This window comes from Streptomyces sp. NPDC047042 (assembly GCF_040644035.1).
GTDB lineage: Bacteria > Actinomycetota > Actinomycetes > Streptomycetales > Streptomycetaceae > Streptomyces.
This window is the reverse complement of the sequence record NZ_JBEYVP010000011.1, coordinates 42,738-59,353: the sequence shown is the minus strand read 5'-3', so window position 1 is coordinate 59,353 and position 16,616 is coordinate 42,738. Positions and strand designations below refer to the sequence as shown.

11 protein-coding genes are annotated in these 16,616 nt (G+C 69.4%); 8 read left to right on the top strand and 3 right to left on the bottom strand.

Annotation, left to right across the window (positions count from 1 at the left end):
• Positions 1 to 2 precede the first annotated feature (2 nt).
• The 3 genes from ABZ855_RS14645 (at position 3) to ABZ855_RS14635 (ending at position 2,839) form a co-directional block, all read left to right on the top strand.
• Entirely contained in the window at positions 3 to 707 is a 705-nt protein-coding gene (locus tag ABZ855_RS14645) for a hypothetical protein (protein WP_360806429.1), read from the top strand.
• Positions 708 to 789: 82 nt separating this feature from the next.
• The gene (locus ABZ855_RS14640; RefSeq protein WP_360806426.1) at positions 790 to 1,548 is read left to right on the top strand and encodes an IclR family transcriptional regulator C-terminal domain-containing protein; all 759 of its coding nucleotides are present in this window, start codon (positions 790 to 792) and stop codon (positions 1,546 to 1,548) included.
• Positions 1,549 to 1,657: 109 nt separating this feature from the next.
• Entirely contained in the window at positions 1,658 to 2,839 is a 1,182-nt protein-coding gene (locus ABZ855_RS14635) for a PP2C family protein-serine/threonine phosphatase (protein ID WP_360806423.1), read from the top strand.
• On the opposite strand, the gene ABZ855_RS14630 is transcribed toward ABZ855_RS14635, so the two are convergent.
• The 3 genes from ABZ855_RS14630 to ABZ855_RS14620 all read right to left on the bottom strand — a co-directional run bounded on the left by ABZ855_RS14630 (position 2,811) and on the right by ABZ855_RS14620 (position 8,841).
• A complete protein-coding gene (locus tag ABZ855_RS14630; protein ID WP_360806420.1) occupies positions 2,811 to 4,313 on the bottom strand; it encodes a family 43 glycosylhydrolase in 1,503 nt (500 codons plus the stop codon). The genes ABZ855_RS14635 and ABZ855_RS14630 overlap by 29 nt on opposite strands.
• A gap of 14 nt (positions 4,314 to 4,327) precedes the next feature.
• Complete coding sequence (locus ABZ855_RS14625; RefSeq protein WP_360806417.1) at positions 4,328 to 7,627, bottom strand: discoidin domain-containing protein; 3,300 nt, start codon at positions 7,625 to 7,627, stop codon at positions 4,328 to 4,330.
• 185 nt (positions 7,628 to 7,812) lie between these two features.
• On the bottom strand, positions 7,813 to 8,841 hold the full coding sequence (locus ABZ855_RS14620) for a LacI family DNA-binding transcriptional regulator (protein WP_360806414.1): 1,029 nt from the start codon (positions 8,839 to 8,841) through the stop codon (positions 7,813 to 7,815).
• A 218-nt stretch (positions 8,842 to 9,059) separates the two neighbouring features.
• Between ABZ855_RS14620 and ABZ855_RS14615 the strand changes: the two genes are divergently transcribed.
• The 5 genes from ABZ855_RS14615 to ABZ855_RS14595 all read left to right on the top strand — a co-directional run bounded on the left by ABZ855_RS14615 (position 9,060) and on the right by ABZ855_RS14595 (position 16,566).
• The gene (locus ABZ855_RS14615) at positions 9,060 to 10,394 is read left to right on the top strand and encodes a sugar ABC transporter substrate-binding protein (RefSeq protein WP_360806411.1); all 1,335 of its coding nucleotides are present in this window, start codon (positions 9,060 to 9,062) and stop codon (positions 10,392 to 10,394) included.
• Between the two features lie 102 nt (positions 10,395 to 10,496).
• The gene (locus tag ABZ855_RS14610; protein WP_360806408.1) at positions 10,497 to 11,462 is read left to right on the top strand and encodes a sugar ABC transporter permease; all 966 of its coding nucleotides are present in this window, start codon (positions 10,497 to 10,499) and stop codon (positions 11,460 to 11,462) included.
• Between the two features lie 58 nt (positions 11,463 to 11,520).
• Positions 11,521 to 12,342 (top strand): carbohydrate ABC transporter permease, encoded by an 822-nt coding sequence (locus ABZ855_RS14605; RefSeq protein ID WP_319203734.1) that lies wholly within the window; start codon positions 11,521 to 11,523, stop codon positions 12,340 to 12,342.
• A gap of 41 nt (positions 12,343 to 12,383) precedes the next feature.
• Complete coding sequence (locus ABZ855_RS14600) at positions 12,384 to 14,342, top strand: beta-L-arabinofuranosidase domain-containing protein (RefSeq protein ID WP_360806405.1); 1,959 nt, start codon at positions 12,384 to 12,386, stop codon at positions 14,340 to 14,342.
• 61 nt (positions 14,343 to 14,403) lie between these two features.
• Positions 14,404 to 16,566 carry a beta-L-arabinofuranosidase domain-containing protein gene (locus tag ABZ855_RS14595; protein WP_360806402.1) on the top strand — a complete coding sequence of 721 codons (2,163 nt, stop codon included), beginning with the start codon at positions 14,404 to 14,406 and terminating at the stop codon, positions 16,564 to 16,566.
• Positions 16,567 to 16,616: the final 50 nt, after the last annotated feature.

Below are 16,616 nucleotides of genomic sequence, written 5' to 3'. Positions count from 1 at the left end.
AGATGTCTGATTCGATGGTCATGCGGTACGCGGGGTGGACCTTCGCATTCGACGGCCGGTCGTTGACCATCGTCCGACGCGGGACGCCGTGGCGCCGCAAACGGGTCGAACACCTGCCGCTCGGCCGACTCCGTGCCTGCTACCTCCGCCAGTCGGAGAGCCACGGCCTCGAAAGCCTCGATTTCTGGCTGGTGTACGACACCGACGCGGTGGGGATCGGTGTCGACCGGCAGTACTTCGAAGGCGACGCCTACTGGTTCTCCAAGTACCTCAGCGAGGCGATCTGCGAAAGGCTGCGCCGGGTTTTCGACCACACCATCGGGCTCGGTCCGCACTCCGAGCCGGAACTCCTCGCAGTGGTCCGGCCGGCCCTGCGACTCCATCCGCACAGCTTCAGCTCGGGCGACATTCCCCAACGACTGGCCGCGTTGCGAAAAGAGGACGCTTTGGTGTTGGGCCGCCGGATGCCCGGTCCGTCCCGGCCCTCCGACCTGCAGACCAACCACGTCAACGCGCTGGGAGGCAGCACGCCGGGCCCCGAGAACTGGTGGACCTTCGTCGAGTACGTCCGCGCCGGCTACGAGCCGCTGGACGACCCGGGCTGGGAGGCGGTGGTGCAGGATCTGGCGAAAGGCCGGGGGATGGTGACGCAGAGCAACTGGAAGCAGTACAACCGTTCGGGATACCGGAGACAGGGCGTGCGGTGACCGGGGCCGACCCGATACCGTCCCCACGCTCCAGGACCCCTCACGCCTTGCCCGCGCCGGGTGCCGGGCGCACCCTGGTCCTATGGCTGCGCACGACGGCCCCACGCTGATCACCTCCGTCCAGCGGGCCTTCCGGCTGCTGGAGGCGGTGAGCGCGCATGAGAACGGGGCGCCGGCGAAGCTGCTGGCCCGGGAGACGGGGCTGCCGCTGGCCACCGCCTACCACCTGCTGCGAACCCTGGTCCACGACGGCTACCTGCGGAAACTGGACGACGGCGGGTTCATCCTGGGGGAGAAACTGGGGTCGCTGCAGGTCTCGGGAGGCGGGCAGGCGCTGCTGAGCCGGGTCCGTCCCACGCTCGCCGCGCTGCGGGACGAGCTGGCGACCGCCGCCTACCTCACCTTCTACGAGGAGGGCGAGATCCGGGTCGCCGAGATCGTCGACGGCCCCCGGGCGCCCCGCGTCGACCTGTGGGTGGGCTTCGAGGACGCGGGCCACGCCACCGCGCTGGGCAAGACCGTCCTGCGCGAGCTGGACGGCACCTCCCGCGACGACTATCTCTCCCGCCACCACCTCAACGACCTCACCCCGAGAACGATCACCAGCCGGCTGGAACTGCTCCGGCGCATCGACTCCTCACCCGTGGCCCCGGCCGTCACGGACCTGGAGGAGTACTCCCTCGGCACGGTCTGTGTCGCCGTCCCCGTCTACCGGGGCGACACGATCGGCTCGCTCGGCGTCTCCCTGCCCGCCGACCGGCTCGCCCGGCTGCCGGAGATCAGGGCGCGGCTGCTTCCGATCGCGGACCGGGTGACCAGGAGTCTCTCGCTCACTATCTGAAAATCCGCTTCTTGTAGCGGCCCCGGCTGATCGCGTTTCCTGGACACCTGGACGAAACCGGCATTTCGGGGGTTCACTCCCGGACACAGGCGAGGACTGCGGACGGAACATGAGTCAGGCCCGACACCATGGTCGAGACCATCGACGGACACGAGTGTTCAGGAACCGCGTGTCCCTGCTGCCCGTCCTGATCGTCTCCGCCGTGGTCCTGGGCGACCTCCTCGGCGGAGCGGGGACGAACTGGCTGCCGCTGCTCGTCGCCGGGCCGGCGCTGGCCGCCACGACCAACGGGCCGCGCGGTGTCCTCGGCGTGGGCCTCCTCGCCGGGGTGCTCGGCGCGGCCCTCGGACACTGGGACGGCATACCGACCCCGGAACTGGCCGCCGTACTGTCCGCCCTGGTCGCCGTCACCCTGGCGAGCGGGCTGGCCAGCGCGCTGCGCGGACGCCGGGAGCGGGTGCTCGCCGCCGTCCGCTCGGTCGCGGAGACCGCCCAGCACGCACTGCTCAGCCCTGTCCCGGCGACGGTCGGCCCCTTCCAGGTGGCCGTCCGCTACAGCGCGGCCGCGGCCGAGGCCAGGATCGGGGGTGATCTGTACGCGTTGATACCCACGCCGTACGGGGTGAGACTGATCGTCGGCGATGTGCGCGGCAAGGGACTGCCGGCCGTGGGGATCGCGGCGCTGGTCCTCGGGGTCTTCAGGGAGGCCGCCTACGACGAGCCCGATCTTCTCGGTGTCGTCGACCGGATCGAACGGAGCCTCGCCCGCAACCTCGGCGCGGACGACTTCGTCACCGCTGTCGTCGCCGGGTACCCGAGGTCCGGGCAGCTGGAAGTGGTGAACTGCGGACACGCGCCTCCGCTGCTGGTGCGCGCCTCCGGCGCCCTCTCGGCCGTGGAGCCCACCCATCCGGCCCCGCCCCTCGGGCTGCGCGCCCTGACCGGGCACACCCCCGACCTCCAGGTGCTGCCCTTCACCGACGGCGACCAGCTCCTGCTGTACACCGACGGAGTCACCGAGGCCCGCGACCGGGGCCGCGCCTTCTACCCGCTGCACGAAGGACTGGCCCGCCACGCCGGTGACGACCCCTCCCGTACCCTCGACGCGCTCCACGACGAACTGCTGGCACATGTGGGCGGCCGGCTCCACGACGACGCGGCGCTGCTCCTCATCCGCAAGCCGACGGTCCGGGAGGTCGTGGTTCCCGAACCGTCGGCCTGCGCACCGACCGGTACTGCGACTCAGGCTTCCGAGAAGGCCGTTACTCGCCCGAAGGCGCGGTCAGTGTGACGCCGAGTGCCACCGGCGTACCGAAGTTCGGTGTGCCGTCGGCGTTCCAGGTGAACTTCTGTGCCCGGGTGGTGCGGTTCATGTCGCAGCCGCCGGAAGCGGAGCTGTTGGCGTGGTAGACGATCCAGTCCTCCGTGCCGTCGGGCGACTTGAAGAACCCGTTGTGGCCCGGCCCGTACACACCGTTGGCGTTGGACCGCTGGAACACCGGGTTCGGGGACTTGACCCAGGACGAGGAGTTGAGCGGGTCGCCGGTGCCGTTGTACGTCAGCATCCCCAGTTTGTAGTCGGGCGTGGAGCAGTGGCTGGCCGAGTAGACGATGAACGTCTTCCCGTTCCGCTGGAGCACCTCGGCGCCCTCGTTGACCGCGCCGCCGACCGTCTCCCAGCTCAGGGTCGGGGTGGACAGCACCCGGCGGGTGCCGCTCGCCGTCCACGGGTTGGACAGGGGCCGGATGAACATGGGCTGCGAGCCGTTGTAGAAGGTGCCGAGCAGATAGAGCTGACCGTTCAACTGGAGGATGCCCGGGTCGAGTTCCCAGGTGTTGTCCTGGGTCGGGTCGAGCAGGTCGGCCTTGAAGCTGTAGGGCCCCATGGGGTCCAGGCCCGCGCTCTCCAGCACATGGATGCGCTGGGTGCCCAGGTCGTACGGCTCACGTCCGGCCGTGTAGTAGAAGTACCAGCGCTTGCCGTTGGGGCCGTCGAGCAGATGGAACTCCGGGGCCCACATCGTGCCGGCCCCGTTGGGCCGGGTCAGGTTGAAGATCACCTGGTCGGCGGCCGTGGCGAGCCCGGCGAGAGTGCTCGCCTTGCGCATGGTGACCGTCGAGTTCCAGGTGGTCGTGGCGAGGTAGTAGTAGCCGTCGTAGTACGTCAGCCAGGGGTCGGGCCCGTGCTGGGACAGCGGGTTGGTGAAGGTGTGCGTGCCCGTGCCGCCGCCGCTGGTGAAGCCGGGCAGCCGCCACACCCTGCCGTTCGCGGTGGCACACGGGAGTTGCACGAGGTTGGTGTTCGACGCGGACGAACCGCCGCTGGGTGTCACGCACTTGCCCGAGCTGACGGACACCAGGTTGAACGTCCTGTCGGTGCCGGAGACCGTCACGGGAACGAGCCGCCACTGCTGGTTCGTTCCGCTGTGGCACGGCCACTGGATGATCGTGGCGTTGTCCGCCGTCGACGCCCCGTAGACATCGACGCACTGCCCGGACTGCGTGGTGATCGTGTACGTGTCGGACGTCCCGGCGACCGGGGTGTAGCCGAAGTTCTGGTTGGCCCCGGAGTTGCAGGTGAACGCCCGCAACTGGGTGGCGTTGGTCGTCGAACCGCCGGGCAGGTCGAGGCAGTTGCCGCCGTTCTGGTTCACGCCCGTCGAGGAGAACGTGACGGCGGCGGACGCGGGCGGCGTCGCCACCAGGAGGGCGACCACCATGGCGAGCACGGCGACGAGTACGGCCGTACATCTGGAACGGGTCACTTCAGCACATCCCTTCAGGGTCCGTACGCCTTGACTTCGAGGAGACCGACGGAACTGCTGCCCGTGCTGGTGAGCAGCACCCGTAGCCGGGTCGTGCTGGTGGCGGTGAAGGACACGGAGTTGTACTGGTTCTTCGCGAGCGCGTACGTTCCGGCTCCCGGCACGTCGACATACGCGCTGCCGTTCCAGTACTGGAGCTTCCACGCGGAGGGCATGTCGATGCCCTGGTCGTCGTCGAAGAAGTACACGTCCGCCTTGTTCAGGGTCCTCGCGGCCGGCCAGGTCAGCTCGGCCCACTGCTGACCCGTCTCCGGCCAGGTGCCCCAGCGCGGGTTCACCGTGTCGTTGGACGAGGGCGGATCGATGCCGTCGTTGAGCGCGGCGACACTCTCCCAGGACGAGGTGTACGACGCGGACGGCGTCGCGGAGACGGCCTGGTTGGCCGGTGGCTGCGGTGGCTGGACGCCGCCCCGGTTGAACACCTTGACCTCGGTCAGGCCGGTCTTGGCGCCGGAGGCGTTGGTGGCCAGGACGCGGACGCGCTGGGCGGTGATCGCCGGGAACTGCACCAGGTTGTAGTTGGCGCGCGGTGCGCTCGGGGTCTTGGTCTGACTCGGCGCGTTCACCCATGAACTGCCGTCGTAGTACTGGATGTTGTAGGCGGACGGCGCCCGGTACGTCGTACTCGCCGGGCGGCTGTCCTTGAAGTACAGGCGCACCTCGTTGAGGGTTCGCGCGGCACCGAAGTTCAGCTCGTACCAGTCCTGGCTGTTCGGGGAACCGCCGGCGCCCCAGAACGGCTCGTTGGTGGGGTAGCCGTCGATCGCGCCCGAGACCCCGCTGCCGGACCCGGTGTAGGAGGCCGAAGCGGTCGCCCCGGTGGCGATGTTGGTCAGGTCGGCGGTGAGGTCGACGCCCGCCTTGGCGAGCATGTCGACCATCCGGGGGCTGCTCTGGACGACCTGGTTGGGTGCCTGGAGTCCGGCGACCGCCGTGTGGAAGCCGACCGTGCCGCTGGTGGTGACGTCACCGGTGGCCGGGTCCCAGGTGAACGGCACCAGGGAGTTGACGGTCGCCGCCCGGTTGCCGTTGACGTAGATCGAGTAGCCCTCCGGGATGCCCGGGTAGCGCACCACGCCGTCGGCCGGGTCGTCCCAGACGATCGACAGGTCCGCGTTGCGGTAGCGGAGGTTGTTGACGGTGAAATGGCTCCAGCCGATGTTGATCGGCGACAGCTCGACCTTGGCGTCGTTGCGCGCCCGAAGACCCGCGACGTCCTCGATGACCGTCCAGTTGCTGCTGCCCAGGATGTTGTGGTGGATCCAGGAGCGGTAGTTGATGGAGCTGCCGTTCCAGTCCGCCCAGAACTCGTTGGCGTCGGGCCACTGGGTGTTGCCGCCGACGTACTGCGCCCAGGTGTTCCAGTACAGGAGCTTCTTGTAGTCGGTCGCGTTCATCCACGAGTTGGGATAGTTGCGCAGCACCGACGAGTAGAGCCGGAACTGCACGGTCGAGTTGATCGTGGAGAAGTTGTTGGAACCGGGCTCACCGGCGTCGGCCGCCGCCTGCTTGTCGACCTGGTTGGCCGTGTAGAAGGGGAAGATCGGGTACTGCGCCGGGTCGTCGAACAGCCGCAGGGCCTGCTTGTACGTCGCCGTGTTGGGGACGGCGCCGACCGAGAACGGGTAGTAGTTGTTGATCTCCTTCCAGGGCACCCACTCGTTCGTCGACTTCAGCCGGTGCTCGAACAACTGCCGGTTCGGATTCCACAGGACGTTGACGATGGCGTCCTTGATCTGCGTCGCGAGCGTCCGCATCTCGTTCGCCTTGGCCGTGTTGCCGATCGCTTCGTAGGCCTGCGCGGCGGCCAGGGCTCCGCTGTACTGGTAGGCGGACTCGGCGCGGTCCATGTTGCCGGGCTTCCAGTGGAAGGAGACCGCGTCGGCGTCGTTGCCGGTCAGCGCGCCCCAGTCGTACTCGATGAGCTTGTTGTTGTCGTGGTCGTAGTAGGCGAGCTGCCCCTTGACGTCGCCTTCCGCGTAGCGCGCCAGGTTGGCGGCGATGGCCGGCTGGCCGCCGTGGAGCTGATAGCTCTTCCAGGCCGCCTCGGCGATGTACTGGGTGTAGCTGTTGGACCAGTTCTCCGGGTCACCCGGGTTGTCCAGGAAGCGCCCGCCCTTGGACGTCTGGCCGGCGCTCAGCCAGTCCCCGTACGCGTAGGCCGGGTTGCGCAGGTACTTCAGGTCGTCGATGTGCATCGGCTGGGTCAGCGCGATCGCGTTGTTGTAGCCGAGGACGCCCTCGGTCGACGTCGGGAACTGGAAGGTCTGCCCGGGGATGTCGGCGTCCAGGTTGTTGAAGCGCATCAGCCACCAGCGGTAGTAGATGCTCTTCTTGATCGCCGGTTCGGGTACGTCGATGTAGGGCACGTTCTGCGCCCACCACAGGTTGTAGGCCTTGACGTGCGTCGCGAAGGCGGTCGCGTTCGAGTAGCCCGCGTAGGCGTTGTACTCGGTGAGCGACTGGGGGATCTCGTCGGTGACGAAGCCCATCACCACCTTGGCGGTCACCGTGGCCCCGGCCGGAACCGTCACCGAGCGGTTGAGGCCGCCGCTGGTGACCGTGAAACCGTCGCCGGTGATGCGGGGGCGCAGGGTGGTCAGGTTGTTGTACGCGCTCGCCTGGCCGGTGAGCTCGCTGCCGGAGCCCGTGGTGGCGTACGGCGAGGTCGCCCGCAGCTGGAGGGTGGTCGAGGCGCTGCCGTTGTTCTTGATCGACAGGTTGGTCACGGCCACGTTGTTCTCGGTGATGAACTTGGTCTGGTTGACCGTGACCGACCCGCTGGTGTGGACGCTGTTCCAGTGGCTGGGCATCTGCCGGCGCTGCGAGACCTGCTCGGTGAACGTGCCCGGGCTGATGGCGACGCTGTAGGCGTTCTGGTCGTTGACGCTCTCCCAGTAGGCGACATGGCCGCCGAAACCGAGGACCGCCGGGTCGTGGGTCTTCATGAACAGCCCGCGGCCCCGGCTCATCAGCCAGGGGCCGGCCGGATCGTCCCCGGAACGGGTCAGCAGCCGGTCCATCCAGAAGTCGGTACCGGAACTCTCCGCGTCGTAGATCGCCTTCATCATGTCGCCGGTGGTCTGGGCGACGGGCGGGGCCGGGACCGCGGGGCCGCTGAACGTGGGGAAGCCGATGGTCTGCGCGGCGGCCGCCGGGGGCGCGGTGAGGACGGTGGCGAGGGTGAGCAGCAGGGCGACGAGAAGGTATCTCGTGCGCCGACGTCGTACCAGTAAGGCGTGCGGTCTTCTCATCGGAGGCTCCCTGTCCCGTTGCCTGACAGACGTGTGGTCGCGATGGCGCCGACGTTCATGAACCCGAAGAGCACAGAACACAGAAAACGGACCTGAAAGGTTTTCGCAACGTAGGAGCGAGCTGATGAGGTGTCAAGAGGGTTCGGTGAGACCCGAGTTCGCCGAGTGAGGCGGACCTGGCGGGTTCAGGACAGCGGTGCCGTCGAACCCCGGATGACCACCCGGCAGGGCAGCGCCTCGATCCCGGAACGACGTACTCCGCCGATCGCGCTGAACAGGGCGTGCGCCGCCGCCCGGCCGACCTCCTCCAGGTTCAGGTCGACGCTGGTCAGCGGCGGCCGGGCGCCGGAGGTCAGGACGTGCCAGTCGTCGAAGCCCATGACCGACACGTCCTCCGGCACCCGCCGGCCGCGCTCGCGCAGTACGTCCATCACGCCGCGCGCTATCTGGTCGTTGCCGCACAGCACCGCGTCGACCTCCGGGTGCCGGTCGAGGAGCAGCGCGGTGGCCGCCCGCCCCCAGCCCTCCGACCAGGCACCGAACCGCGGTTCCTCGACCGGGGTGAGACCGGCGTCGGCGAGCGCGCCCATGACTCCCTCGGCACGCTCCCGCGCCGCGAGATACCCGGGATCGCCGGTGATGTGCGCGATCCGGGTCCGGCCGCAGGCCAGCAGATGGGCCACGGCGAGCCGGCCGGCGTCGACACTGTCGGGGACGATGGACAGATCGGCGGGATCGTCCGACGGGGCGTACGCGTACACCACCGGCACCGGCAGTTCCCGCCCCAGCGACGGACGCGGATCCGTACGGCTGCCCACCACGATCAGACCGTCGACCCGACGCCCCAACAGCGCCCGGACATGGTGCTGTTCACGGATCGCGTCCCCCCGCGCGTCGCACAGGAACACGGCGACCTCGCCCGCGCCGAAGGCGTCCTCGGCGCCCATCAGGATCGGGATGCTGAACCGGCCCTCCAGGTCGCTGGTGAGCAGTCCGACCGTGCCGGTGCGCCCGGCGAGCAGACCGCGGGCCAGCTGGTTGGGGCGGAACGACAGCCGCTCGGCCGCGTCGACGACCCGCTGCCGGGTCTCGGCGCGTACCTGGCTCCGGCCGTTGAGCGCCTTGGACGCGGTGGCGATGGACACTCCCGCCAGCCGGGCCACGTCGCTGAGGGTGGAGGGTTGCGAACGAGAGGGGCCGGTGGCCTGTGCCATGGGTGAACTCCTTCTCTCGCCTTGCCTGCGTAAACCGTACGCGAGTCGTTTCGGTCGAGGCGCGTCACGCGTAGTTTCACAGGTTTCGGCGGCCACCGTGCAAGGGTCGCCGACTTCCCTTCTGTGCAAGGGGATTGACGGGCCGTGAGCCGGGTCCTAGCTTTCAGAAAGCCTTTTCGGTTTCTTTCCGGCGCAGAACCCACACGAGGGGGATCGTTATGGGGAGCACGACCGGACCACGTGGACACGGACGTGGACGTCTGAGCAGATTCACCACCGGCGCTGTCGCGCTTCTCGCCGCCGCGAGCCTGGTCACGGCCTGCGGCTCCGGGGACGAGGGCTCGGGGAGCGGAGGTGGCGGCGGCGGGGGAAAGGCCGGCGCCACGGGCGCCGACGACGGCGCCACCCTGACGATGTGGACCCGGGCGGCGACCCGGCCGCAGAGCGAGGCCCTGGTCAAGGCGTACAACGCGGGCCACAAGAACCAGATCGAGCTGACCGTCATCCCCACCGACGACTACCAGGCGAAGGTGGGCGCGGCCGCAGGCTCGAAGGACCTGCCCGACCTCTTCGCCTCCGACGTGGTGTTCGTCCCCAACTACACCTCCAGCGGCCTCTTCGCCGACCTCACCGAACGCATAGACGCCCTGCCCTTCGCCGCCAGTCTCGCCCAGTCGCACATCAAGGCGGGCACGTACGAGGACCGCAAGTACGTCGTCCCGCACACCCTCGATCTGTCGGTGCTCTTCTACAACAAGGAGCTCTACCGGCAGGCGAAGCTCGACCCGGAGAAGCCGCCCGCCACCCTCGCCGAGTGGGACCAGCAGGCCCGCGCCGTGGACGCGCTCGGCGGCGGAGTCGACGGCACCTTCTTCGGCGGCAACTGCGGTGGCTGCGGCGTCTTCACCTGGTGGCCGTCCATCTGGGCGGCGGGGGAGGACGTCCTGAACAAGGACGGCACCGAGGCGACCCTGGACTCCGCCACGGCCAAGAAGGTGTACGACACCTACCGCGGCTGGGTGAAGGACGACATCGTCGCCCCCGGCGCCCGCGACGAGACCGGCGCCACCTGGACCGGCGTCTTCCCGAAGGGCAAGGTCGGCGTCATGCCGATGCCCTCGACCACCCTGGGCCTGATGCCCAAGGACCTGGACCTGGGCGTCGCTCCTATCCCCGGCCCCGACGGAGGCAAGTCCACGTTCGTCGGCGGCGACGCCATCGGCATCTCCGCCACCAGCAAGTCCGCCGACCAGGCCTGGAACTTCCTCGCGTGGTCCCTGGGCGACGAGGCCCAGGTCGACGTGGTCGCCGCCCACAAGGACGTGGTGGCCCGCACCGACCTCGCGTCCAACAAGTACTCCAAGGCGGACCCGAGGCTGGTGACCATCAACCAGCTGGTGGCGGACGGCCGCACCCCGTACGCCCTCAAGTTCGGCCAGACCTTCAACGACCCCAACGGCCCCTGGCTGACCCTGATGCGAGACGCGGCCTTCGGCGACGCCGCGAACGTAACCAAGGACAACGAGGCAGTCACAGCGTCCCTGGCCGACTGAGCACGCGCCCTGGGGGAGGAAAGGGGCGCAGCCCCGTCCTCCCCCAGGGGCGCGGGGAACTGCGCGCTCAGCCCCCACCCACCCGCACGGCAGAGGAGAGCCATGCCCGTGAAGGCGCCCAACCGAACGGCGCCCGCGCACCGGAGCCCGACGGGGCGCGAGGCCCACCCCCGGCCCGCCCCAGGGCGAAAATGGTGGACGTCCCGCAAAGCGCAAGGCCTCGCCTACGCCACCCCCACCGCAGTATTCGTGACCGTCTTCTTCCTGCTCCCCCTGCTCCTCGTCGGCCAGATGTCCCTCAGCGACTGGCCCCTCCTCGCAGGCGACCGGGGCCTCAACGCCCCCGAGAACTACACCGACGCCACCGACACCACCCTCTTCTGGCCGGCCGTCCGCTTCACGCTCCTCTACACCGTGATCGTCACGGTCGTCCTCCTCGGCCTCGCCCTCCTCCTCGCCCTGCTGGTGCAGGAGTCCCGCCCGGGGGCCGGTTTCTTCCGTACGGTCTACTTCCTGCCCAGCGCCCTCGGCCTCGCCTCCGCGTCCCTGCTCTTCTGGGGCCTGTACAGCCCCACCACCGGCCCCCTCAGCAGCGTCCTCGAGAAACTGGGCCTCGTAGACGACCCGGTGTCCTTCCTGGGCACCCCGACCTCAGCCCTCCTCTCGACGGTCTTCCTCATCGTCTGGAAGTTCGCCGGGTTCTACATGCTGATCCTTCTCGTGGGCCTCCAGCGCATCCCCCACGAGGTGTTCGAGGCAGCCCGGATGGACGGCGCGAGCCGGAGCCAGATCTTCCGCTCCATCACGCTGCCGCTGCTGCGCCCCTCCATCGCGCTCACGTTGCTGCTCTGCGTGACCGGATCGCTGCTCGCCTTCGACCAGTTCTTCGTCCTCACCAAGGGCGGACCGGACAACAGCACGGTCACCGTCGTCCAGTTGATCTACCGGGAGGCCTTCCAGCGGATGAACCTCGGTACGGCGGCGGCCCTTTCGGTGCTGGTGCTCGGCGTCCTGCTCCTGCTCAACGCCGTCCAGTTCCGCGGCCTGCGCCGCGCGGACGAGTCATGAGCCGACGAGTCACGAGCCAACCAGCCACAACCCCCAAGTCATGGGAAGGGAGACCGAGTTGCTGACCCGCGCCCTGGGCCGTACGCCCTACTACGTCGTCGCCGGCGGCCTGGCCGTCATCTTCCTCTTCCCCCTGGTGTGGAACGCCTGGGCCTCGGTCAGCGGACAGCCCGGCACCGCACAGGAGTCCGGCCACGGACTCGGCAACTACCGGACGCTCCTCGACTACGACGCCGGCCTGTGGCAGTACCTTCTCAACAGCACCGTCGTCTCCGCGCTCACCGTCGCGCTGACTCTCGGGGTGTCCCTGCTGGGCGGCTACGCCTTCGCCCGCTTCGACTTCCCGGGCAAGAATCTGCTGTTCCTGCTCACCCTGGCCATCCTCATGGTCCCGTACGCCACCCTGCTCATCCCCCTCTATGTGCTGCTCGGCCGGCTGCACCTCCAGAACTCGCTCATCGGGCTGAGCCTGGTCCTGGCCATGTTCCAACTGCCGTTCGCCACCTTCATGATGCGGATCTCCTTCGAGGCGGTCCCGCGTGAACTGGAGGAGTCGGCACTCGTCGACGGCTGCGGCACGTCCGGCGCGTTGCGCCGGGTCCTGCTCCCCGCCGTACGACCGGGGCTGATCACCGTCGGTCTGTTCGCGTTCCTCGCGGCCTGGAACGACTTCATCGCCCCGCTGATCCTCATCTCCGACAGTGAGAAGGCACCCCTGCCGCTGGCCGTGGCGAACCTGCGCCAGCAGAGCATGGGCGCCGTCGACTACGGGGCCACCGAAGCGGGCGTAGTGGTGCTCGCGGTGCCCTGCCTCCTCCTCTTCCTGCTGCTGCAACGGCACTACGTACGGGGCTTCATGTCGGGCGCGCTGAAGGGCTGACCAAGACGAACCGAATGAACCGGATGGAAAGGCATCGATGGGTGAGTGAGAACCGAGAGTTGTCGACCGCGCTGCCCGTGGCCCCGACCCGGGGACGGTTACGCCCCCTCGGCCTGGACGAGGTGCGGATCACGGGAGGCTTCTGGGCCCGGCGCCGGCACGTCAACGCGACCGCCACGCTCGAGCACTGCCGTGACTGGATGGAACGCACCGGCTGGACCGGCAACTTCCGGGCCGTCGCCGAGGGCCGCATCGAACGGGACCGGCGCGGAAGGGAGTTCGCGGACTCCGAGATCTACAAGCTCCTCGAGGCGATGGCCTGGCAGACGGGCACAGGCACGGGCACGGGCACGGGCACCGAAACCCTCCTCGACGCTGACATCGCCGCGCTCACCGAAGCCGTCGCGTCCGCGCAGCAGCCGGACGGTTATCTGAACACGGCCTTCGGCAACCCCGGACAGCAGCCCCGCTACAGCGACCTCGAATGGGGCCACGAACTCTACTGCTACGGATTCCTGATCCAGGCCGGCATCGCCCAGGCCAGGACCCGAGGCGAGGGCGAGCTGACGAAGATCGCCCTGCGTGCCGCCGACCACATCTGCGCCACCTTCGGCCGGAACGGCATCGAAGGCGTCTGCGGTCACGCGGAGATCGAGACGGCCCTCGTGGAACTGGCCCGGCTGACCGGCGAGGAACGCTACCTCGACCAGGCCGCCCTGTTCATCGAACGCCGAGGCCAAGGCACCCTCGCCGACGGCGAGTTCGGCCGCGCCTACCACCAGGACGACCTGCCGGTACGGGAGGCCACGGTGCTGCGCGGCCACGCAGTCCGCGCCCTCTACCTCGCCTCCGGCGCGGTCGACGTGGCCGTGGAGACGGGCGACGAGGAACTCCTCGCGGCCGTCGAACGCCAGTGGGAGGCGGCGGTCGCCCGGCGCACCTATCTGACCGGCGGCATGGGATCCCACCACCGCGACGAGGCCTTCGGCGACGACTTCGTCCTCCCGCCCGACCGCGCCTACTCGGAGACGTGCGCGGGCGTGGCGTCCGTACAGCTCAGCTGGCGGCTGCTCCTGGCCACCGGCGACCCGCGCTACGCCGACCTCGCCGAGCGGACCCTGTTCAACGTGGTCGCGACCTCCCCGGCCGAGGACGGCCGGTCCTTCTTCTACGCCAACACCCTGCACCGGCGCCACCGGGGGGCCGTGCCCGCCGCCGACGAGGTGAGCCCGCGCGCCGAATCGAGCCTGCGCGCCCCCTGGTTCGCCGTCTCCTGCTGCCCCACGAACGTGGCCCGCACCCTGGCCCAGCTCCCCGCCTACCTGGCCACCGCCGACGACCACGGCATCCAGCTCCACCAGTACGCCGACGCGGAGATCTCCACGACCCTGACCGGCGGCCACGGCGTCGCCCTCGCTGTCCGCACGGACTACCCGTCCGGCGGCGACGTGTCGATACGCGTCGACCGCTCGCCCCAGGACCACCCCTGGACCCTGTCCCTGCGCGTCCCCGCCTGGACCCGGGGCGCCACCGCCTACCTGGTCGACCCGGACGGAACCTGCCGCACGGTCCCCCCGGGCACGGCGGACATCACCCGGCTCTTCCGGCCCGGCGACGAGATACGTCTCGAACTCCCCGTGAAACCCCGGTGGATCGCCCCGGACCCGCGCATCGACGCCGTACGCGGCACGGCCGCCGTCCAGCGTGGCCCGCTGGTGTACTGCGCCGAGTCCGTGGACCTGCCCGCCGGACGGGACGTCGACGCCGTACGGGTGGATCCGTCCGCGGAGCCGGAGGACGGGCCGGAGGGCAGCGTGGTCGCGCCGGGCGAACTCGCCGGACAGGACGGCCCCGGCGACTCCGTATGGCCGTACCTCCCACTGGACCGGACGACCGTAATCGCCGCCGAGCGCACGGAAATCGTCCTCGTCCCCTACAACTCCTGGGCGAACCGCGGCCCTTCGACGATGCGCGTATGGCTGCCGACGACGGAAACCTAGGCGGACAGACAGGCGCACTCTGCGGATCAGGCATCCCGAAACCCCACGATCGGAGCCCGAGATGACCCAACCACCCACCCGACGGGGCCTGTTGAGGCTCGCCGCCGGAAGCGTGGCCGCCGCACCGCTGGCCTACGCGGTCCCGGCGGCCCACGCGGCCTCGGGCGCCGTCCTCCCCGCGTCGCCCTCGTCGGGCGCCGCGCTCCCCGCGCCCGTACCGTCCAGCTGGTCCGTGCAGCCCTTCCCGCTGGACCAAGTCACCCTGGGCGACGGGGTGTTCCGCCGCAAGCGCGATCTGATGCTGGAGTACGCCAGGTCCTACCCGGCCGACCGCATCCTGGCCGTCTTCCGCGCCAACGCCGGGCTCGACACCCGGGGCGCGCAGCCGCCCGGCGGCTGGGAGACCGCCGACGGCAATCTGCGCGGCCACTTCGGCGGCCACTTCCTGAGCCTCATGGCGCAGGCGTACGCCGACACCCGAGAGGCCGCGCTGAAGACCAAGCTCGACTACCTGGTCACCGCACTCGCCGAGTGCCAACAGGCCCTGGCGGACCACGGATCGCCCAAACCCAGCCACCCAGGGTTCCTGGCCGCGTACCCGGAGACCCAGTTCATCCTGCTGGAGAGCTACACGACCTACCCGACCATCTGGGCGCCCTACTACACCTGCCACAAGCTCATGCGCGGCCTCCTCGACGCCCACACCCTCACCGGGAACCAGCAGGCCCTGACGATCGCCTCGAAGATGGGCGACTGGGTGCACAGCAGGCTCAGCCGGTTGCCCCGGGCGCAGCTCGACCGTATGTGGTCGATCTACATCGCCGGGGAGTACGGCGGTATGAACGAGGTGCTCGCCGACCTGCACGCCCTCACCGGCAAGGCCGAACACCTCGCCGCCGCCCGCTGCTTCGACAACACCGCGCTGCTCGACGCCTGCGTCGCCAACCAGGATGTCCTCGACGGCCGGCACGCCAACCAGCACATCCCCCAATTCACCGGCTACTCAAGGCTGTTCGACCAGACGGGCGAGGCGCGGTACGCCACCGCCGCCCGCAACTTCTGGGGCATGGTCGCGGGCCCCCGGACGTACAGTCTGGGCGGCACGGGCCAGGCCGAGATGTTCCGGGCGCGGAACGCGATCGCGGCGACGCTGGCCGACAACAACGCCGAGACGTGTGCGACGTACAACATGCTGAAGCTGAGCCGCCAGCTCTTCTTCCACACGCCCGACCCGGCATACATGGACTACTACGAACGGGGTCTGACCAACCACATCCTCGCCTCCCGCCGGGACGCCCGCAGTACGACCAGTCCGGAGGTCACCTACTTCGTCGGCATGGGACCGGGAGTCGTGCGGCAGTACGACAACACGGGTACCTGCTGCGGCGGCACCGGCATGGAGAACCACACCAAGTACCAGGACTCGGTGTACTTCCGCTCCGCCGACGGCAACGCGCTGTACGTCAACCTGTACCTCGCCTCCACCCTGCGCTGGCCTGAGCGGGGCATCGTCATCGACCAGACGAGCGACTTCCCGGCCGAGGGCGTGCGCACCCTGACGTTCCGCGAGGGCGGGGGCACCCTCGACCTGAAGCTGCGGGTGCCGTCCTGGGCCACGGGAGGCTTCACCGTCACCGTGAACGGGGTGGCGCAGCCGGCCGGGGCCGTCCCCGGCAGTTACCTCACCCTGAGCAGGAACTGGCAGCGCGGTGACCGGATCACCGTCTCCGCCCCCTACCGGCTGCGCGTCGAACGGGCCGTGGACGACCCCACGGTCCAGTCCGTGTTCCACGGCCCGGTCCTGCTGGTCGCCCGGAGTACGGCCACGACCCTCCGGACCTTCTCCTTCTACAAGGACTTCACCCTGCAGGGCGATCTCGCCGCCTCGGTCAAACCGGAGGGGCGCCCGCAGCACTTCACCACGCACGGCCTGGTCCTGGCCCCGTTCCACATCGCGGACACGGCCCGTTACCACGCCTATTTCAAGCGCTCCGAGCCCGTCGTGGTGTTCGGCACGGCCACCTCGGGCGTACCGAACCGTGCCCGCGCCGACGGACTGACCTACCTCGACGTCCTCTGGGCGCGGGCTCCCTTCGCCACCCAGCAGGCCTTCCTCGACGCGGTCCGGGTCCTCGCAGACGGCTGGCAGTCCCAGGGTCTGTTCAGCCGGGCGGAGCGGGACGCGGTAGTCGCCGCCTCCATCCGGGCGAACCTGAGACGCTGAAAGCCGGAGGGAGGGGAACCGAGCGGTTCCCCTCCCTCCGGCTTTCAAGG

Bases quoted from the DNA above. Each gene is read 5' to 3' on its own strand.
- ABZ855_RS14635 (WP_360806423.1), top strand. From the start codon at position 1,658: ATGAGTCAGGCCCGACACCATGGTCGAGACCATCGACGGACACGAGTG.
- ABZ855_RS14625 (WP_360806417.1), bottom strand. From the start codon at position 7,627: ATGAGAAGACCGCACGCCTTACTGGTACGACGTCGGCGCACGAGATAC.
- ABZ855_RS14645 (WP_360806429.1), top strand. From the start codon at position 3: ATGTCTGATTCGATGGTCATGCGGTACGCGGGGTGGACCTTCGCATTC.
- ABZ855_RS14640 (WP_360806426.1), top strand. From the start codon at position 790: ATGGCTGCGCACGACGGCCCCACGCTGATCACCTCCGTCCAGCGGGCC.
- ABZ855_RS14620 (WP_360806414.1), bottom strand. From the start codon at position 8,841: ATGGCACAGGCCACCGGCCCCTCTCGTTCGCAACCCTCCACCCTCAGC.
- ABZ855_RS14610 (WP_360806408.1), top strand. From the start codon at position 10,497: ATGCCCGTGAAGGCGCCCAACCGAACGGCGCCCGCGCACCGGAGCCCG.
- ABZ855_RS14615 (WP_360806411.1), top strand. From the start codon at position 9,060: ATGGGGAGCACGACCGGACCACGTGGACACGGACGTGGACGTCTGAGC.
- ABZ855_RS14595 (WP_360806402.1), top strand. From the start codon at position 14,404: ATGACCCAACCACCCACCCGACGGGGCCTGTTGAGGCTCGCCGCCGGA.